Source organism: Pseudoalteromonas sp. CH_XMU1449-3 (assembly GCF_037027245.1).
In the GTDB taxonomy this organism is placed as follows: domain Bacteria; phylum Pseudomonadota; class Gammaproteobacteria; order Enterobacterales; family Alteromonadaceae; genus Pseudoalteromonas; species Pseudoalteromonas shioyasakiensis.
The window spans coordinates 19,018-32,788 of the sequence record NZ_JAYMDY010000011.1; the positions used below are offsets into that span (position 1 = coordinate 19,018).

Annotated in this window: 15 protein-coding genes; 7 read left to right on the forward strand and 8 right to left on the reverse strand. The window is 41.9% G+C overall.

What is annotated here, in order from left to right; all coding sequences use genetic code 11:
* Positions 1 to 46: 46 nt before the first annotated feature.
* Positions 47 to 946: a Dyp-type peroxidase gene (locus tag WA256_RS14100; protein ID WP_054562779.1), complete on the forward strand. Its 900-nt coding sequence runs from the start codon at positions 47 to 49 to the stop codon at positions 944 to 946.
* Here WA256_RS14100 and argR read toward each other — a convergent pair.
* A complete protein-coding gene (gene argR, locus WA256_RS14105; protein WP_054551012.1) occupies positions 943 to 1,410 on the reverse strand; it encodes a transcriptional regulator ArgR in 468 nt (155 codons plus the stop codon). The genes WA256_RS14100 and argR overlap by 4 nt on opposite strands.
* A gap of 225 nt (positions 1,411 to 1,635) precedes the next feature.
* Here argR and mdh point away from each other — a divergent pair, with 225 nt between their 5' ends.
* Positions 1,636 to 2,571, forward strand: coding sequence for a malate dehydrogenase (gene mdh, locus WA256_RS14110; RefSeq protein ID WP_054562778.1), 936 nt, complete (start codon positions 1,636 to 1,638; stop codon positions 2,569 to 2,571).
* Positions 2,572 to 2,661: 90 nt separating this feature from the next.
* On the opposite strand, the gene ispB is transcribed toward mdh, so the two are convergent.
* Positions 2,662 to 3,633, reverse strand: a complete 972-nt coding sequence (gene ispB, locus WA256_RS14115) for an octaprenyl diphosphate synthase (protein WP_054562777.1) — start codon at positions 3,631 to 3,633, stop codon at positions 2,662 to 2,664.
* A gap of 410 nt (positions 3,634 to 4,043) precedes the next feature.
* On the opposite strand from ispB, the gene rplU reads away from it, so the two are divergent.
* The 5 genes from rplU (at position 4,044) to WA256_RS14140 (ending at position 6,962) form a co-directional block, all read left to right on the forward strand.
* Positions 4,044 to 4,355, forward strand: a complete 312-nt coding sequence (gene rplU, locus WA256_RS14120) for a 50S ribosomal protein L21 (RefSeq protein ID WP_036965957.1) — start codon at positions 4,044 to 4,046, stop codon at positions 4,353 to 4,355.
* Positions 4,356 to 4,371: 16 nt separating this feature from the next.
* Positions 4,372 to 4,629, forward strand: a complete 258-nt coding sequence (gene rpmA / locus WA256_RS14125; RefSeq protein WP_054551015.1) for a 50S ribosomal protein L27 — start codon at positions 4,372 to 4,374, stop codon at positions 4,627 to 4,629.
* A gap of 162 nt (positions 4,630 to 4,791) precedes the next feature.
* Entirely contained in the window at positions 4,792 to 5,946 is a 1,155-nt protein-coding gene (cgtA, locus tag WA256_RS14130) for an Obg family GTPase CgtA (RefSeq protein ID WP_054551016.1), read from the forward strand.
* A gap of 79 nt (positions 5,947 to 6,025) precedes the next feature.
* Entirely contained in the window at positions 6,026 to 6,505 is a 480-nt protein-coding gene (folA, locus tag WA256_RS14135) for a type 3 dihydrofolate reductase (RefSeq protein WP_082401652.1), read from the forward strand.
* 79 nt (positions 6,506 to 6,584) lie between these two features.
* Positions 6,585 to 6,962 carry a DUF3718 domain-containing protein gene (locus WA256_RS14140; protein WP_062566166.1) on the forward strand — a complete coding sequence of 126 codons (378 nt, stop codon included), beginning with the start codon at positions 6,585 to 6,587 and terminating at the stop codon, positions 6,960 to 6,962.
* Between the two features lie 360 nt (positions 6,963 to 7,322).
* Here the strand turns inward: WA256_RS14140 and WA256_RS14145 are convergent, their stop codons facing one another.
* From WA256_RS14145 to surA, 6 genes are all read right to left on the reverse strand, one after another.
* The gene (locus WA256_RS14145; protein ID WP_063528039.1) at positions 7,323 to 9,338 is read right to left on the reverse strand and encodes a methyl-accepting chemotaxis protein; all 2,016 of its coding nucleotides are present in this window, start codon (positions 9,336 to 9,338) and stop codon (positions 7,323 to 7,325) included.
* 141 nt (positions 9,339 to 9,479) lie between these two features.
* Positions 9,480 to 10,295 carry a symmetrical bis(5'-nucleosyl)-tetraphosphatase gene (locus WA256_RS14150; RefSeq protein ID WP_335992442.1) on the reverse strand — a complete coding sequence of 272 codons (816 nt, stop codon included), beginning with the start codon at positions 10,293 to 10,295 and terminating at the stop codon, positions 9,480 to 9,482.
* A 6-nt stretch (positions 10,296 to 10,301) separates the two neighbouring features.
* Positions 10,302 to 10,691: a Co2+/Mg2+ efflux protein ApaG gene (gene apaG / locus WA256_RS14155; RefSeq protein WP_054550996.1), complete on the reverse strand. Its 390-nt coding sequence runs from the start codon at positions 10,689 to 10,691 to the stop codon at positions 10,302 to 10,304.
* A complete protein-coding gene (gene rsmA / locus WA256_RS14160; RefSeq protein ID WP_335992444.1) occupies positions 10,675 to 11,481 on the reverse strand; it encodes a 16S rRNA (adenine(1518)-N(6)/adenine(1519)-N(6))-dimethyltransferase RsmA in 807 nt (268 codons plus the stop codon). Before rsmA ends, apaG begins: the two co-directional genes overlap by 17 nt.
* The gene (gene pdxA / locus WA256_RS14165; RefSeq protein WP_054562772.1) at positions 11,478 to 12,470 is read right to left on the reverse strand and encodes a 4-hydroxythreonine-4-phosphate dehydrogenase PdxA; all 993 of its coding nucleotides are present in this window, start codon (positions 12,468 to 12,470) and stop codon (positions 11,478 to 11,480) included. Before pdxA ends, rsmA begins: the two co-directional genes overlap by 4 nt.
* A 5-nt stretch (positions 12,471 to 12,475) precedes the next feature.
* On the reverse strand, positions 12,476 to 13,768 hold the full coding sequence (surA, locus tag WA256_RS14170; protein ID WP_055021167.1) for a peptidylprolyl isomerase SurA: 1,293 nt from the start codon (positions 13,766 to 13,768) through the stop codon (positions 12,476 to 12,478).
* Between the last annotated feature and the right edge of the window lie 3 nt (positions 13,769 to 13,771).

Genomic DNA, 13,771 nt, shown 5'->3' on the forward strand with positions numbered 1-13,771 from the left:
TTGAATCCTTGGCTTTGTGCAAATAACGAGAAGCTAAGGATTCACTATGGCGCAAGCGCAATCTGGGATTTGTGCTGAAGCAAACTTACATGGTTTGCACCTGTTTTTTAATGTTTACGATGGCCATGATGAGTCATTACGTAAAAAACTAAAACGCGTTAGCGTAATTCAAGATGAGTTTGCTGATCAGTTCTCAGAAGCCATGCTATCGTGTGTGGTTGCCCTTGGTGCTCAGTATTGGCCGCATATTTTGCCCGAGTTTATCCCTAGTCAATTGCAAAGCTTTCCGAATGTGACCCATAGTGAGCATGTGATTAGTGCTCAGCCATTTGACTTGTTTGTGCAAATTCGCTCAGACCGTGAAGATGTAAATCATCTATTTGCTCTGCAAATTCTAAAATTATTAACACCGGATGTTGAGCTGGTGGAGCAGGTCCGTAATTTTCGGTTTTTAGATGGACGTGATTTTAACGGCTTTATTTATGCAGGCGATACACCTCATGGCCGTCAAAAGCGTAGTACAGCACTTATCGATAAACCGGGTCACTTTGAAGACCAAGGCAGTTATATTCATGTTCAGCGCTTTGTGCATGATTTGAGTGTCTGGCAGCATTTATCGTTGTCTGAGCAAGAGCAAATCATGGGGCGCACGCGTCTAGATAACACCTTGATTGTGCCTGCTGTAGAAACCAGTCATGCGGTTCGTAGTGAATTAAAAGATGAGCATGGCCAGCCACTATTGCTAAACCAAAGCATGCCATTTGGTGATGTGCATAAGCAGGGAATTTTAATGGTTTCGTGTGCTGCGCAAGGGGATGCGTTTGAGCAGGTATTAAAGAGTCGTTTGGGGCAGGGCGATTGCTATGATCATTGGCTCGATTTTACTCAAGCCGATATGGGATCTGCGTTTTTCGCCCCGTCAGTAAACTTCTTAAAGCAACTTTAAACGGTATCAAATAAAGTGCGCACGCGATCAAGCGTCACATCGATTTCAGAAATCTTCGCAGGGGCGATAAAAATAGTGTCGTCGCCTGCAATGGTACCGAGTACACCATCCGCCTTACCGAGTGAATCAAGTAAACGAGCAATTAATTGTGCTGCGCCTGGACTGGTGCGAATAATAATCATCATTTCGTTATGCATAATATCAATAACAAGCTGACGCAGTGGGCTTTTCGCTGTTGGCACACCCATTTCAGCCGGTAAACAATAGACCATTTCTTGTTTTGCATTACGAGTACGTACTGCACCGAACTTGCTTAACATGCGAGAGACTTTACTTTGACTAATATTATCAAAGCCTTGCTCTTTTAATGCTTCGACAATCTCACCTTGTGAGCCGAAGTTTTCTTCTTTTAATAGCGCTTTAAACGCTTTGATCAGTGCTTCTTGTTTGTCTTGTGGTTGCATGTTGCCGTTTCTTTATTCATAAAATGTAGGGTAATTCTACACAACTCTGCATATTTATGCAGTATTAGTTTACAAAGTCGTCCAAAATGCTGTGTCTTTACAGGCAAGTTTACAACTATGGTCGAAATTATACGCGAAATAAGCAGGATAAATTTGTTTTTAGTCGCTAATTTCATTATCTTTAGGGCCACAAATATTTCCTACCTCAAATTACGGAGAATTCCAATGAAAGTTGCTGTTTTAGGCGCAGCTGGCGGTATCGGCCAAGCATTGTCTTTATTATTAAAAACAAGTTTACCTGCAGGTTCTGAATTATCGTTATACGATGTTGCCCCTGTTGTTCCTGGTGTAGCGGTTGATCTTTCTCACATCCCAACAGACGTTAAAGTTGAAGGCTTTGGTGCTGACAGCCTAGACGCAGCATTAGCTGGTTGTGATATCGTTCTTATCCCAGCGGGTATGCCACGTAAGCCAGGCATGGACCGTGCGGACCTTTTCAACGTAAACGCAGGTATCATCAAAACATTAGCTGAAGGCATCGTTAAAAACTGTCCTAAAGCGTTAGTAGGTATCATCACTAACCCAGTAAACGGCACAGTGCCAATCGTTGCTGAAGTATTCAAAAAAGCGGGTACTTACGATGCTAACCGTGTATTCGGTATCACAACGCTTGACGTGATCCGTTCAGAAGCATTTGTTGCTGAACTTAAAGGTTTAAGCGCAACTGACGTTAAAGTTCCAGTGATCGGCGGTCACTCAGGTACTACAATCCTTCCTCTTCTATCTCAAGTTGAAGGTGTTACTTTCACTGACGAAGAAGTTGCGGCATTAACTCCACGTATCCAAAACGCAGGTACTGAAGTTGTTAACGCTAAAGCGGGTGGCGGTTCAGCGACTCTTTCTATGGGTGCTGCAGCAGCACGCTTCTGTATGTCTTTAGTTAAAGGCTTACAAGGTGAAGAAGTAGTTGATTACGCATACGTTGCAGTTGAAAACGGTGACGCAGCATACTTCGCACACCCAGTTCGTCTAGGTAAAAACGGCGTTGAAGAAATCCTTTCTTACGGTGAGTTAAGTGCATTCGAAGAGCAAGCTAAAAACGACATGCTAGCTACACTTAACAAAGACATCCAGGAAGGTGTTGATTTCATCAACGGTTAATTCCGACAGATGATAGGCGATTTTTTAAATCGCCGAAAAACAAAAAAGCCTGCAAATGCAGGCTTTTTTAATGGCTCGAATAAATAGCGTTTAGTGATCGCGGGCAACGGCGATACGGGCCAAACTCTCTAGTGCTTGTTTGTACGGTGTATCTGGTAAGAACGCAATACAAGCAATTGCTTTGTCAGCTTCTTGCTCAGCTTTTTGCATTGCAAACTCAAGGGCCTTAGTGTCAGCTAATGCCGCTAGAATGCTCTCTAAGTGGTCCATACCATTACCAAGCTCAATTGCTTCGCGTACTAGCTTAACTTGCTCTGGTGTGCCTTTTTGCATTGCGTAGATAAGCGGTAGGGTAGGTTTACCTTCAGCTAAATCATCGCCAATGTTTTTACCAAGTTGCTCGGCATCAGCGTTGTAATCAAGAACATCATCCACTAATTGGAATGCAGTGCCAAGATGCATACCGTATAAGTTTAATGCTTCAAGGGTTTGTTCGTCTTGCTCGGTAATAATTGCAGCAAGGCCGGTTGCAGCTTCGAACAATTTTGCCGTTTTGCTGTAAATAACCTGCATATAGCTTTGTTCTGTCGTGTCAGGGTCATTACAATTCATTAGCTGTAATACTTCACCTTCAGCGATAACATTGGTTGCATCAGCTAAAATTTGCATGATTGGCATTTTACCTAGGCCAACCATAAGCTGAAATGAACGTGTATAGATAAAGTCACCCACCAAAACGCTCGCTGCATTACCAAACTCTGCGTTGGCTGTAGGCGTACCACGGCGCAAATGTGACTCGTCGACAACGTCGTCATGCAATAAAGTTGCGGTATGAATAAATTCGATGATAGTGGCAAGCGTAATATGGTCTTTGCCCTCATAACCAAGTGCTTTTGCCGCTAAAATGGCCAACATAGGACGAACGCGTTTACCGCCACTGTTTACTATGTATAAACCGAGTTGGTTAACCAATGCGACATCTGAGCGCATTTGGGCATGTATAAGTTGATTGACGTCATCCATTTCATTTTCGATTAACGTCTGGATAGCTTTTATATCCATTGATCTCCGAGCCAATATTTATGGGTATACGGGGCTGATTGTACAACAAAAAAAGCGCTTGCTCGATATTTTGTGATGATTCAGTAAAAAAACACTGTAAAGTTTTTTATTTGAGATCAATTTTGCCAAGATAAATTTATAACCTTGATTAATAAGTGATCAGCTTTTTGAATTTTCAAGGTGCGTATTATTAGCGTAATTTAATTGTCATGAGATCGTAAAAACCGCTTGGCATGTGGTGTTTTTAGGATAGAATAGGGGAAAATATTGAATTGCTCTCAATGCAGCTATTTTTTATTCATTTTATCGAAAAAGAGGCTTGCTAGTTTTTGCACATTAGCGTAAACTTCGCGCCCTATTGAAGAATATTTTAGTTGCGTCGATTTGAGGGCGCACAGACGGAGTTAATTATGTACGCGGTTTTCCAAAGTGGTGGTAAACAGCACCGTGTGACTGAAGGTCAAACAATTCGTCTTGAGAAATTAGACGTTGAAACTGGTGCAGCAGTTGAATTTGATTCAGTACTTTTAGTTGCTGATGGTGAGAAAATCGAGATCGGTGTACCGTTCGTAAACGGTGGTAAAGTAACAGCTGAGGTTGTTTCACACGGTCGCGGTGAGAAAGTTAAGATTGTTAAATTTAGACGTCGTAAGCATTCTCGTAAGCAAATGGGCCATCGTCAATGGTTCACTGAAGTTAAAATCACTGGCATTAGCGCTTAATTAGAGGTACTGAGAAATGGCACATAAAAAAGCAGCTGGTAGTACTCGTAACGGTCGCGATTCAGAAAGCAAACGCCTAGGTGTTAAGCGTTTTGGTGGCGAATCAGTTCTAGCGGGTAGCATCATTGTTCGTCAACGTGGTACTCGTTTCCACGCTGGCGCAAACGTAGGTATCGGTAAAGACCACACTATCTTCGCAAAAGCAGATGGTAAAGTTCAATTCGAACAGAAAGGTCCTTTAAACCGTAAATACGTAAATATCGTAGCTGAGTAATCATCTCGATATTTGAAAAACCCCGCCTTTGCGGGGTTTTTTGTTTTAAGGCACATAATAGTGCGTATAAATATATACCTAAGCGCCTTGGCATTGGGTGCTGAATAGGGCACTTAGGTATATAATAGAGTTATTAACAAGCCAATCTTAAAGTGAGTAATCATGAAGTTTGTAGATGAAGTAGAAATTCGTTGTGACGCGGGTGATGGCGGCAGCGGTGTCGTATCTTTCCGACGTGAAAAATATGTACCAGATGGCGGTCCTGATGGCGGCGACGGCGGCGATGGCGGCAGCGTTTATCTACAAGCCGATGAAAACTTAAATACGTTAATTGATTACCAATTTGAGCGTTTTCATAAAGCAGAGCGCGGCACAAATGGTCAAAGCCGTAACATGACTGGTAAAAAAGGCGCAGATTTAACGCTTAAAGTACCTGTTGGTACACGTATCATTGATGTTGATACTGAAGAGTCATTAGGTGATCTGACTAAGCATGGTCAAAAGGTTGTTGTTGCAAAAGGTGGTTTCCATGGCTTGGGGAACGCACGTTTTAAATCAAGTACAAACCGTGCGCCACGTCAAAAAACACTAGGTACACCTGGTGAAGTTCGCAGCTTACGCTTAGAGCTAATGCTACTTGCTGATGTTGGCTTACTTGGTTTACCAAATGCTGGTAAATCAACGTTTATCCGCAGTGTTTCTGCAGCTAAACCAAAAGTGGCAGATTACCCGTTTACGACGCTTATTCCTAATCTTGGTGTAGTACGCCCAGATGCGAATAAGTCATTTGTAATTGCTGATATCCCAGGTCTAATCGAAGGGGCTTCGGATGGCGCAGGCCTTGGTATTCGCTTCTTAAAGCACTTAGAGCGTTGTCGTGTATTACTGCATATCATTGATGTTATGCCTGTTGATGGCACAAATCCAGTTGATAATGCCTTTGCGATTATTAATGAGCTACACCAATATAGTCCTAAGCTTGCTGAAAAGCCGCGCTGGTTAGTATTTAACAAAATTGACCTATTACCAGAAGATGAAGCTGAAGCGCTGTGTAATGAAATTGCCGAAGAGCTAGGTGAAGAGGTTAATGTTTACCGTATCTCTGCTGCAAATAAGCAAAATACCCAAGCACTATGTCACGACATTATGGCGCTACTTGATAGTATGCCGAAAGAGAAATTCGCTGAAGAAGAGAAAGAAGAAGTTGAATTTAAGTGGGATACTTATCATCAGAAAGCAACATCTCAAGACGATGATGATTGGGATGACGACTGGGATGATGATGACTACGATGTAGAAGTTATCTACCAACGATAAAATTTAAAACTGAAAAGGAGCCATGCGCTCCTTTTTTATTAATAAGAAAAAAGTATTAAGGTTTAGTGTGAAAATTTCAATGATTGCTGCTATGGCAAATAACAGAGTAATTGGCCAAGACAACCAAATGCCATGGCATTTACCCGCCGATCTGCAACACTTTAAAAAAGTAACCATGGCAAAGCCTGTGATCATGGGCCGTAAAACATTTGAATCAATAGGTCGGCCTTTACCGGGTCGTCAAAATATTATTATCACGCGTAATGCTGATTACACAGCTGAAGGTATTGAGGTGGTTACTTCACCAGAGGCTGCGCTGGAATTGGTTGCTGATGTTGAAGAAGTAATGATTATAGGTGGCGGAAATATATACGAACAATTTCTATCTCAAGCAGATCGTCTATACTTAACATTCATCGACCTTGAAGTGGCCGGTGATACGCAGTTCCCAGATTACGAAAGTGTTGCTAATTGGACAGTTGCCGAGCAAGAAAAGCATCAGCCTGATAACAAAAACCCTTACTCGTATACTTTTGTAACCCTGTACAAAAACTCGTAACATTATTGCGGTAAAATTAATTAGTTGGTACAATATTACACAATCTTGGTAAGAAGAAAGTATTACATAAGGGCAAAATATGATGAAGTTACCAAATATGTTACTTGCAGCGGCTGTTGTTTCAGCGTCAGTTGCGTATACAGCACCAGCAAAAGCTGATGATCAATTAGCGGTTTCTATCTGTGAGTACATCGCAGCTGATGATAAAAACCGTTTACGTAGTAAGCTTAAAAGCTCACGTGTGAAAATTCGTAACATCTTTGATGCTGTAAAATGTAACGGCAACAATATGCTTCGTCATGCAATTGAAAGCGGCGCTGCGGATGCTGGTGAATACATCGTTAAGAACTTATCTAAAAGCTCTTTAGAAGACGGTGCAGACATCGCATGGGCAGAATCAAACGGCCACGGTGGTTCTCCACTAATCGCTGTTATTAAAGACCGCGCAGGCCTTTAATTGAAACGCAAATAGAATTTAAGAAACCGCACTCGTTGCGGTTTTTTTATGCCTGAAAAACGCTTCGTTAACTTCATACCTACTCGCAATAATTCGTTATTATTTTGTATTAAATAATGCGCCTGCATGGGTGCGGGAGGCAGGAAAATATTAAGAGTAATCACCTCAAAAGATCATTTAATTAAGCAAATTGATATAAATAGATAGAAAAAAACCGTGTTTGCTTTTACAAACACGGCTTATATATTTGTTAGCTCGTAGCTCGTAGCTCGTAGCTCGTAGCTCGTAGCTCGTAGCTCGTAGCTCGTAGCTCGTAACTCGTAACTCGTAACTCGTAACTCGTAACTCGTTTACAGCTTCTTAAACTTTAAACGCATCCACCGATAAACGTAGTTCTTCCGCTAATTTAGCAACTTCTGAACTTGAAATATTGGTTTGGTTTGCGCCTTCAGCTGTTTGTTCAGCAATTGCTACTATCGACTCTAAGCGTTCGCTAATTTCTTGTGAAACTTGCTGTTGCTCATGAGCGGCTGTTGAAATCTCTTCACTTACGTTATGAGCTTGCGCAACTGCTGCAGTGATTGAATCAAGGGCGGTATTTGCAAGGTCTGATTGCTCAACACATGACTCAGCTTGTTGTTTACCTTTCGACATTGCTGATACAGCAGCCTCAGCGCCAACCTGAAGCGATTCAATCATCGCTTGGATCTCTTGGGTCGATTCTTGAGTCTTGCTCGCTAGAGAGCGCACTTCGTCAGCAACTACGGCGAAGCCTCGGCCTTGTTCACCGGCACGGGCTGCTTCAATGGCTGCATTAAGTGCAAGTAGGTTTGTTTGCTCTGCAATGCCACGAATAACATCTAAGATGCCACCAATTGATGCGCTATCTTTGTGTAGCTTATTGATAACTTGTGAAGCATCATCAACTTCACGGGCAAGTTGTTCGATAGTCGCTTTGTTTTGCGAAGAAATACCTTTAACACGGTCAGCTTCTTTATCAGCGTTCTTGATTTCGCTAAGTGCCTGTTGAGCACTGCTGCTTACCGCTTGTGATGTACTGCTCATTTCCGTGGTTGCTGTAGCAGCTTGTTCAACTTGTGCTTGTTGGTTACGAATAGCTTGGCTTGATTCTTCAGTGATTGCTGAAGTTTCTTCAGAGGCCGCAGCAAGCTGGGTTGAGCGAGAGATAATGCCTTGAATAAGTGTACGTAAACTTTCGATTAGCGTATTACAACTACGTGATAACTCACCGAATTCGTCTTTAGCTGAGTCGTCTAGGCGTTGAGTCATATCACCGCTAGCAACAATATCAAGGATACGGTTTACTTCAGAAAGTGGTTTAGTAATACGGCTAACAGTAATTGCTGCAACAGCAATTGCAATTAAAGTGGCGATAACCATGGCAATCCAAGTCCAGATGGTTGCCGTAGATACGTTACCACTTACATCTTGCTGTAAGTCAAAGGCAAGTACCGTTGCTTGGTCAACAAGCTCTTTAAGTTGTTTTAGGGCCTCAGTGGTTGATTTTTCTGCATTGGCTAGCTCAGCTTGAGTTTGTGCAATTGCATCAATTAAACGCTTTTTATTTGCTGATAGGCTGTTGTTGCCACGTACGTTATTTACAAGGTTTTCAACATAACTGTTTAGGTCGTTATATAAATCAGCATTACTTTCAATGATAGCAGGGCGGATTAGGCCAAGGCTTCGCTCTACTTCTTCTAGATAATAAACTTGTTCGTTTTTAACGATATCTAACGTGTTAAGAGTTTTAACCGTTAGCATATCGGTACTGTTAGTCACTACCGACTGGAAGTTGTTTTCCATGTTGTTAGCAGCTTGGTAGGCACGTGAATTGTTTTCTTCAAGGCCATCAATATCAATTATATCAAGCACAACAGAGTTAGCATCTTCTGCGCTGATCTCAATATCTTCAAGCTGGGTGCGCAGCGTATTGTTAAGTTCAAGTTGAGTTTGTTTATCTTTAAAAAGGTTATCGACAGACTTGGCAAAGCGCTTATAAGTTTGCTCAACTTCTTGACTGCTTTGTTTTAATTTAGGGTCGTTACTCACTATTTGTTGTAGGTCTTGATAAGAGCTATCGTAACGTTTTTTCTGCTCGGTAAAGTTCTTGCGAATAGTTGCTAATTCATCTTGTGATGTGGTGTAAAAGCTAGCTTGCGCTGATTTACTCATCAGGATGAATTCAACCTGCAATTCATAACTTTTATCGAGAGCCGGTAATGACAGCTGATTAACTCGCTGTGTCGATTGATCAATGTTGGTAATTCTGATCAACGAGTTACCACCAATAAATAGCAGGAGTAACGTAATAACAATAAAGCCACCCCAAATACGCTGTCTAACGGTCAAGTTCATATGTAATTCCAGAAAATAGTACTAATCATCACTTATCGGCAAGGTTGCCAATTAGTTAAGTATTTAAATTTAATTAGCTTTAAATTAAATTAACTTTAATTGTTATAAATCTAACAGATGTTCAGCTATTTTTCAGTTTATTTAGATAAAAGAGTGGGATTTTTCGACAAAACAGTCTTTTTGACTGAGTTCCATGAGGCTCATCGCGCCTCCCCATACACAGCCAGTGTCGAGGGCATGAATATTTTCGGCTTTAACTTTACCTTCTAAAGCAGCCCAATGACCAAATGTGATCTGTTGCTTGAGCTTACTTATACTCGGGTGCTCAAACCAAGGGATTATTGAGCTATCTTCACTAATGCTGGTTTTATTGCTGAAATCGAGTTCACCAAGCAAATTAACGAAGCGCATGCGCGTGAAGTAATTAACGATATAACGAAATTTAGCCTCGTTAGGTAGCGTTGATTGCCATTCTAATGGGTGGGGGTCATACATATTGGCAAAGTAATGATGGGCATCATTACCTTGGTAGCAACTTTCGGCAAAGCGAGCGCGTTTTAATGCTTTTTTTATTGACCAATTTGGGTTTAAGCCAGCATGGCTTATCAGCATGTCATAGCGTTCAAGCCAAATAGCTAATGGCTGTTGTTGCAAAAAGTGAATATATTCAGGGAGCTTTGGGCTGTCAAAAACATCTGCAAGCTTATCTTTTGGATTTGCTGGTTTATTTAGATAATGACAAGCAATTAGGTGTAAATCATGATTACCAAGAGTAATAGTTACACTGCCTTGCATAGTATGAAGGCGCTCGAGGCAAGCGAGTGAATCAGGGCCTCGAGCAACAATATCGCCAACTAAGTAAAGGTGATCTTGGCTTGGGTTGAAGTTGACACGTTTTAGTAACGCATCAAATTCACTGTAACAACCTTGTAAGTCACCAATTGCGTAGTCAGCCATTATTACCTAGTGCAAAATGTTTGGGCGGGCTAAACGAAACACCTCGATTGGCGCTTCAAACTCAGTGCCAAATTCGTTACGCATGGTGTAATGACCTTGCATCGTCCCAACAGGGGTATCAAGCACTGCACCACTGGTGTACTTGTAGCTTTCACCTGGGGCAATGGTCGGTGTTTCACCCACAACTCCTTCACCTTGCACTTCCACTTCTTTGCCGTTGGCATCGGTAATTAACCAGTAACGACTCAATAGCTTAGCACTGCATAAACTGTGGTTTTTAATGGTGATTGAGTAAGCAAAAACGTATTTATCTTGTTCAGGCTCTGATTGACCTTCTACATAGAAGGTCTCAACCGACACCTTAATTGGAGAACCTAAATTACTGCTTGTTGTCATAAATCCAATTAGCTATATCAATAAATTGTTGTAAAGACAGGCTTTCAGCACGCAGAGTGATATCAATGCCTATGCTTGTTAGTTCTTCAGCTGTAAGTAAGTTAGATAAACTATTACGCAGAGTCTTACGGCGTTGATTAAAGGCTTCTAAACATACCGTGTTTAATAGCCTAGTGCTTTTAGCTGAACGTTGCTCAGGCTTTTTAGGGATCAAGCGAATAACCGCTGAATCTACTTTAGGTGCTGGTTTAAAGCACTCTGGCGGCACATCAATCACTGGCATTGCGTGACAGTAATATTGTGTCATCACGCTTAAGCGACCAAATGCTTTACTGCCCGGGCCTGCGACCATACGTTTGACCACTTCTTTTTGCAGCATAAAGTGCATGTGCTCTACGTTATCTGCGAACTCAAATAAATGGAATAACAGCGGAGTCGAAACGTTGTATGGTAAGTTACCAAAAATCTTTAACTTTTCGTCAGACTTGATCAAAGAGCTAAAATCGAATTTCATTGCATCGCCTTGATGCACTGTTAACTTTGGCCCTAAGAATGGGTGGCTCGTTAAACGTTCTGCTAAGTCTTTATCTAGCTCAACAACCGTTAGGTGGCCACTTAAATCAGCGACTGGCTCAGTGATTGCACCAAGACCTGGGCCGATTTCTACTAAATTGTCTTCAGGTTTAGGATCGATAGTCGTGACGATTTTGTCGATGATCATGTCATCGTTTAAAAAGTTTTGACCAAAACGCTTACGAGCGCGGTGTCCTAAATGTACTTTATCTGTCATTGATTCTGTGCTTTTTCATGGGCGAGCTTAATTGCTTCGCGGATCGCTAATTCAAAACTACCTACATCAGCAGTGCCTGTGCCGGCTAAATCGAGAGCCGTACCGTGATCTACTGAGGTGCGAATAAATGGCAGGCCAAGGGTGATGTTGACCGAATTGCCGAAACCTTTGTATTTTAGCACAGGTAATCCCTGATCGTGATACATTGCAAGCACGGCATCTGCTTGCGAAAGGTATTTATCTTGGAACAGGGTATCAGCAGGCAATGGTCCAATTAAGTTCATGCCTTGATTATTTAACAGCTCTAACGTTGGCGCTATGGTATCAATTTCTTCAGTGCCTAAATGACCATCTTCGCCAGCATGTGGGTTTAGACCACATACGAGGATACGCGGTTTTTCAATACCAAACTTAGTTTGTAAGTCATGGTTTAAAATGGTGGCAACTTTACTTAAACGTTCAACGGTGATTGCGCGCGATACATAAGCAAGCGGTATATGCGTTGTAACAAGCGCCACACGTAAGCCTTCTGTAGCTAACAACATCACTACATCGGCAGTATTCGATTGCTGCGCAAAATACTCAGTGTGACCGCTGAATGAGATACCAGCTTTGTTGATAATCCCTTTATGCACAGGGCCTGTAACAACAGCTGCAAAGGTACCATCCATATTTTTTTCACTGGCAATGCGCAGTGTATCCAGCACATATTGACCATTGGCGTCATTAAGTACGCCCACTTCAACATCAGAGCCTAAATCTACTTGGTGTAAGTAAACGCTGCCTGCAGGGGCAATGCTTGGTGCTTGGCTGTCATCGAAGTCAATTAAATTGATATCTAAACCAAGCAACTTAGCTCGCTGTTTTAACAGCGCGCCATCAGCAATCACCACCAGTTGGGCATCCCACTGGTGCTGGGCTAACTTGATAAGTAAATCAGGGCCAATACCGGCTGGCTCACCTGGGGTAATTGCAATTCTAATGGTCATAATTTTTATTCTGTTGGGAAAATATCAACGTGCGCTTGTTCACGCATTTCTTGCTGCCAGTTGAAACTTTCTTCTTTAAATTTACGATTAAACAGTAGTTGGTGAGCGCGGTTACGCTTAGCTTGCTCTGTTTTATCAGCTACACGCTTATCAAGTAGCTGTACAATGTGCCAACCAAACTGTGTTCTGAATGGCTCACTGATTTCATTTTTATCTAGAGAAAGCAGGGTATTTTTAAATTCTGGTACATAAGTGCTTGGATCAGTCCAATCGTACTCACCACCTTTTAATGCAGAACCCGGGTCTTCAGAGTATTCTTTAGCAAGTTCACCAAAGTCAGCTTTGCCTTCACGTAGCTCTTTAGCAAAACCTTTTAGCATGTCACGCGCTTTTTCTTCGCTTAAGATGATAGAAGGCTTAATTAAGATGTGACGTGAACGAACCTCTGTTGTTTCAACAACTTGGCGACCACGAACATCTTGCACTTTAATGATGTGGAAACCAGCACCTGAACGAAGCGGGCCAACGATATCGTCTTTTTTATGGCCTTTTACCGCTTCAGCAAATAGTGATGGCATTTCGTTGATGCTCATCCAACCTAGCTGACCACCTTCAAGGGCTTTTGAACCGCTAGAAGATGAAATAGCGATACGCTTGAACTCTTTGCCTTCTTTTAAAAACTCGATAACTTTATCTGCACGAGTTTTAGCACTGGTGATTTCATCAGCTGTTGCATCACTTGGGATATCAATCAAGATATGACCAATATCATACTCTTCGGCATTCTTGCCTTGAGTTTCCATGATTTTAAGAAGGTTATCGATTTCTTGTGGGCTAATGTAAATACGGCGGTCAACGTTCGCACGCATTACTTGTTGCGTGGTGATTTCTTTACGAATTTCTTCACGGTAAGCTGGGTAGCTCTCGCCTGATGCCTCGATAGTGCGACGTAAATCAGCGATTGTACCGCCTTGCTCACGAGCCATATTTTCAAGTGTTTGGTCTAACTGAGAGTCAGAGATTTCTAAGCCCATGCGCTCAGCAAGTTGCATCATCAGAGTTTGGTTTACTAAACGCTCGATTGCTTGAATGCGAAGCGTATCATCAGAAGGTAATTGCTGACCTTGCTCTTGCGCTTGAGTTTTTACGCGATTGATAATGGTGTCTACTTCACTTTGTAAAATAACACCTTGGTTAACTACACCAACGACTTTGTCAATTTCGACAGGTTTTGCGAAAACGCTTTGGCAAAGGCCAACTGTTAATAATGCAGATGCAAATAATTTTTTTAAATTCATACT

Bases quoted from the DNA above. Each gene is read 5' to 3' on its own strand.
- WA256_RS14100 (WP_054562779.1), top strand. From the start codon at position 47: ATGGCGCAAGCGCAATCTGGGATTTGTGCTGAAGCAAACTTACATGGT.
- argR (WP_054551012.1), bottom strand. From the start codon at position 1,410: ATGCAACCACAAGACAAACAAGAAGCACTGATCAAAGCGTTTAAAGCG.
- mdh (WP_054562778.1), top strand. From the start codon at position 1,636: ATGAAAGTTGCTGTTTTAGGCGCAGCTGGCGGTATCGGCCAAGCATTG.
- ispB (WP_054562777.1), bottom strand. From the start codon at position 3,633: ATGGATATAAAAGCTATCCAGACGTTAATCGAAAATGAAATGGATGAC.
- rplU (WP_036965957.1), top strand. From the start codon at position 4,044: ATGTACGCGGTTTTCCAAAGTGGTGGTAAACAGCACCGTGTGACTGAA.
- rpmA (WP_054551015.1), top strand. From the start codon at position 4,372: ATGGCACATAAAAAAGCAGCTGGTAGTACTCGTAACGGTCGCGATTCA.
- cgtA (WP_054551016.1), top strand. From the start codon at position 4,792: ATGAAGTTTGTAGATGAAGTAGAAATTCGTTGTGACGCGGGTGATGGC.
- folA (WP_082401652.1), top strand. From the start codon at position 6,026: ATGATTGCTGCTATGGCAAATAACAGAGTAATTGGCCAAGACAACCAA.
- WA256_RS14140 (WP_062566166.1), top strand. From the start codon at position 6,585: ATGATGAAGTTACCAAATATGTTACTTGCAGCGGCTGTTGTTTCAGCG.
- WA256_RS14145 (WP_063528039.1), bottom strand. From the start codon at position 9,338: ATGAACTTGACCGTTAGACAGCGTATTTGGGGTGGCTTTATTGTTATT.
- WA256_RS14150 (WP_335992442.1), bottom strand. From the start codon at position 10,295: ATGGCTGACTACGCAATTGGTGACTTACAAGGTTGTTACAGTGAATTT.
- apaG (WP_054550996.1), bottom strand. From the start codon at position 10,691: ATGACAACAAGCAGTAATTTAGGTTCTCCAATTAAGGTGTCGGTTGAG.
- rsmA (WP_335992444.1), bottom strand. From the start codon at position 11,481: ATGACAGATAAAGTACATTTAGGACACCGCGCTCGTAAGCGTTTTGGT.
- pdxA (WP_054562772.1), bottom strand. From the start codon at position 12,470: ATGACCATTAGAATTGCAATTACCCCAGGTGAGCCAGCCGGTATTGGC.
- surA (WP_055021167.1), bottom strand. From the start codon at position 13,768: ATGAATTTAAAAAAATTATTTGCATCTGCATTATTAACAGTTGGCCTT.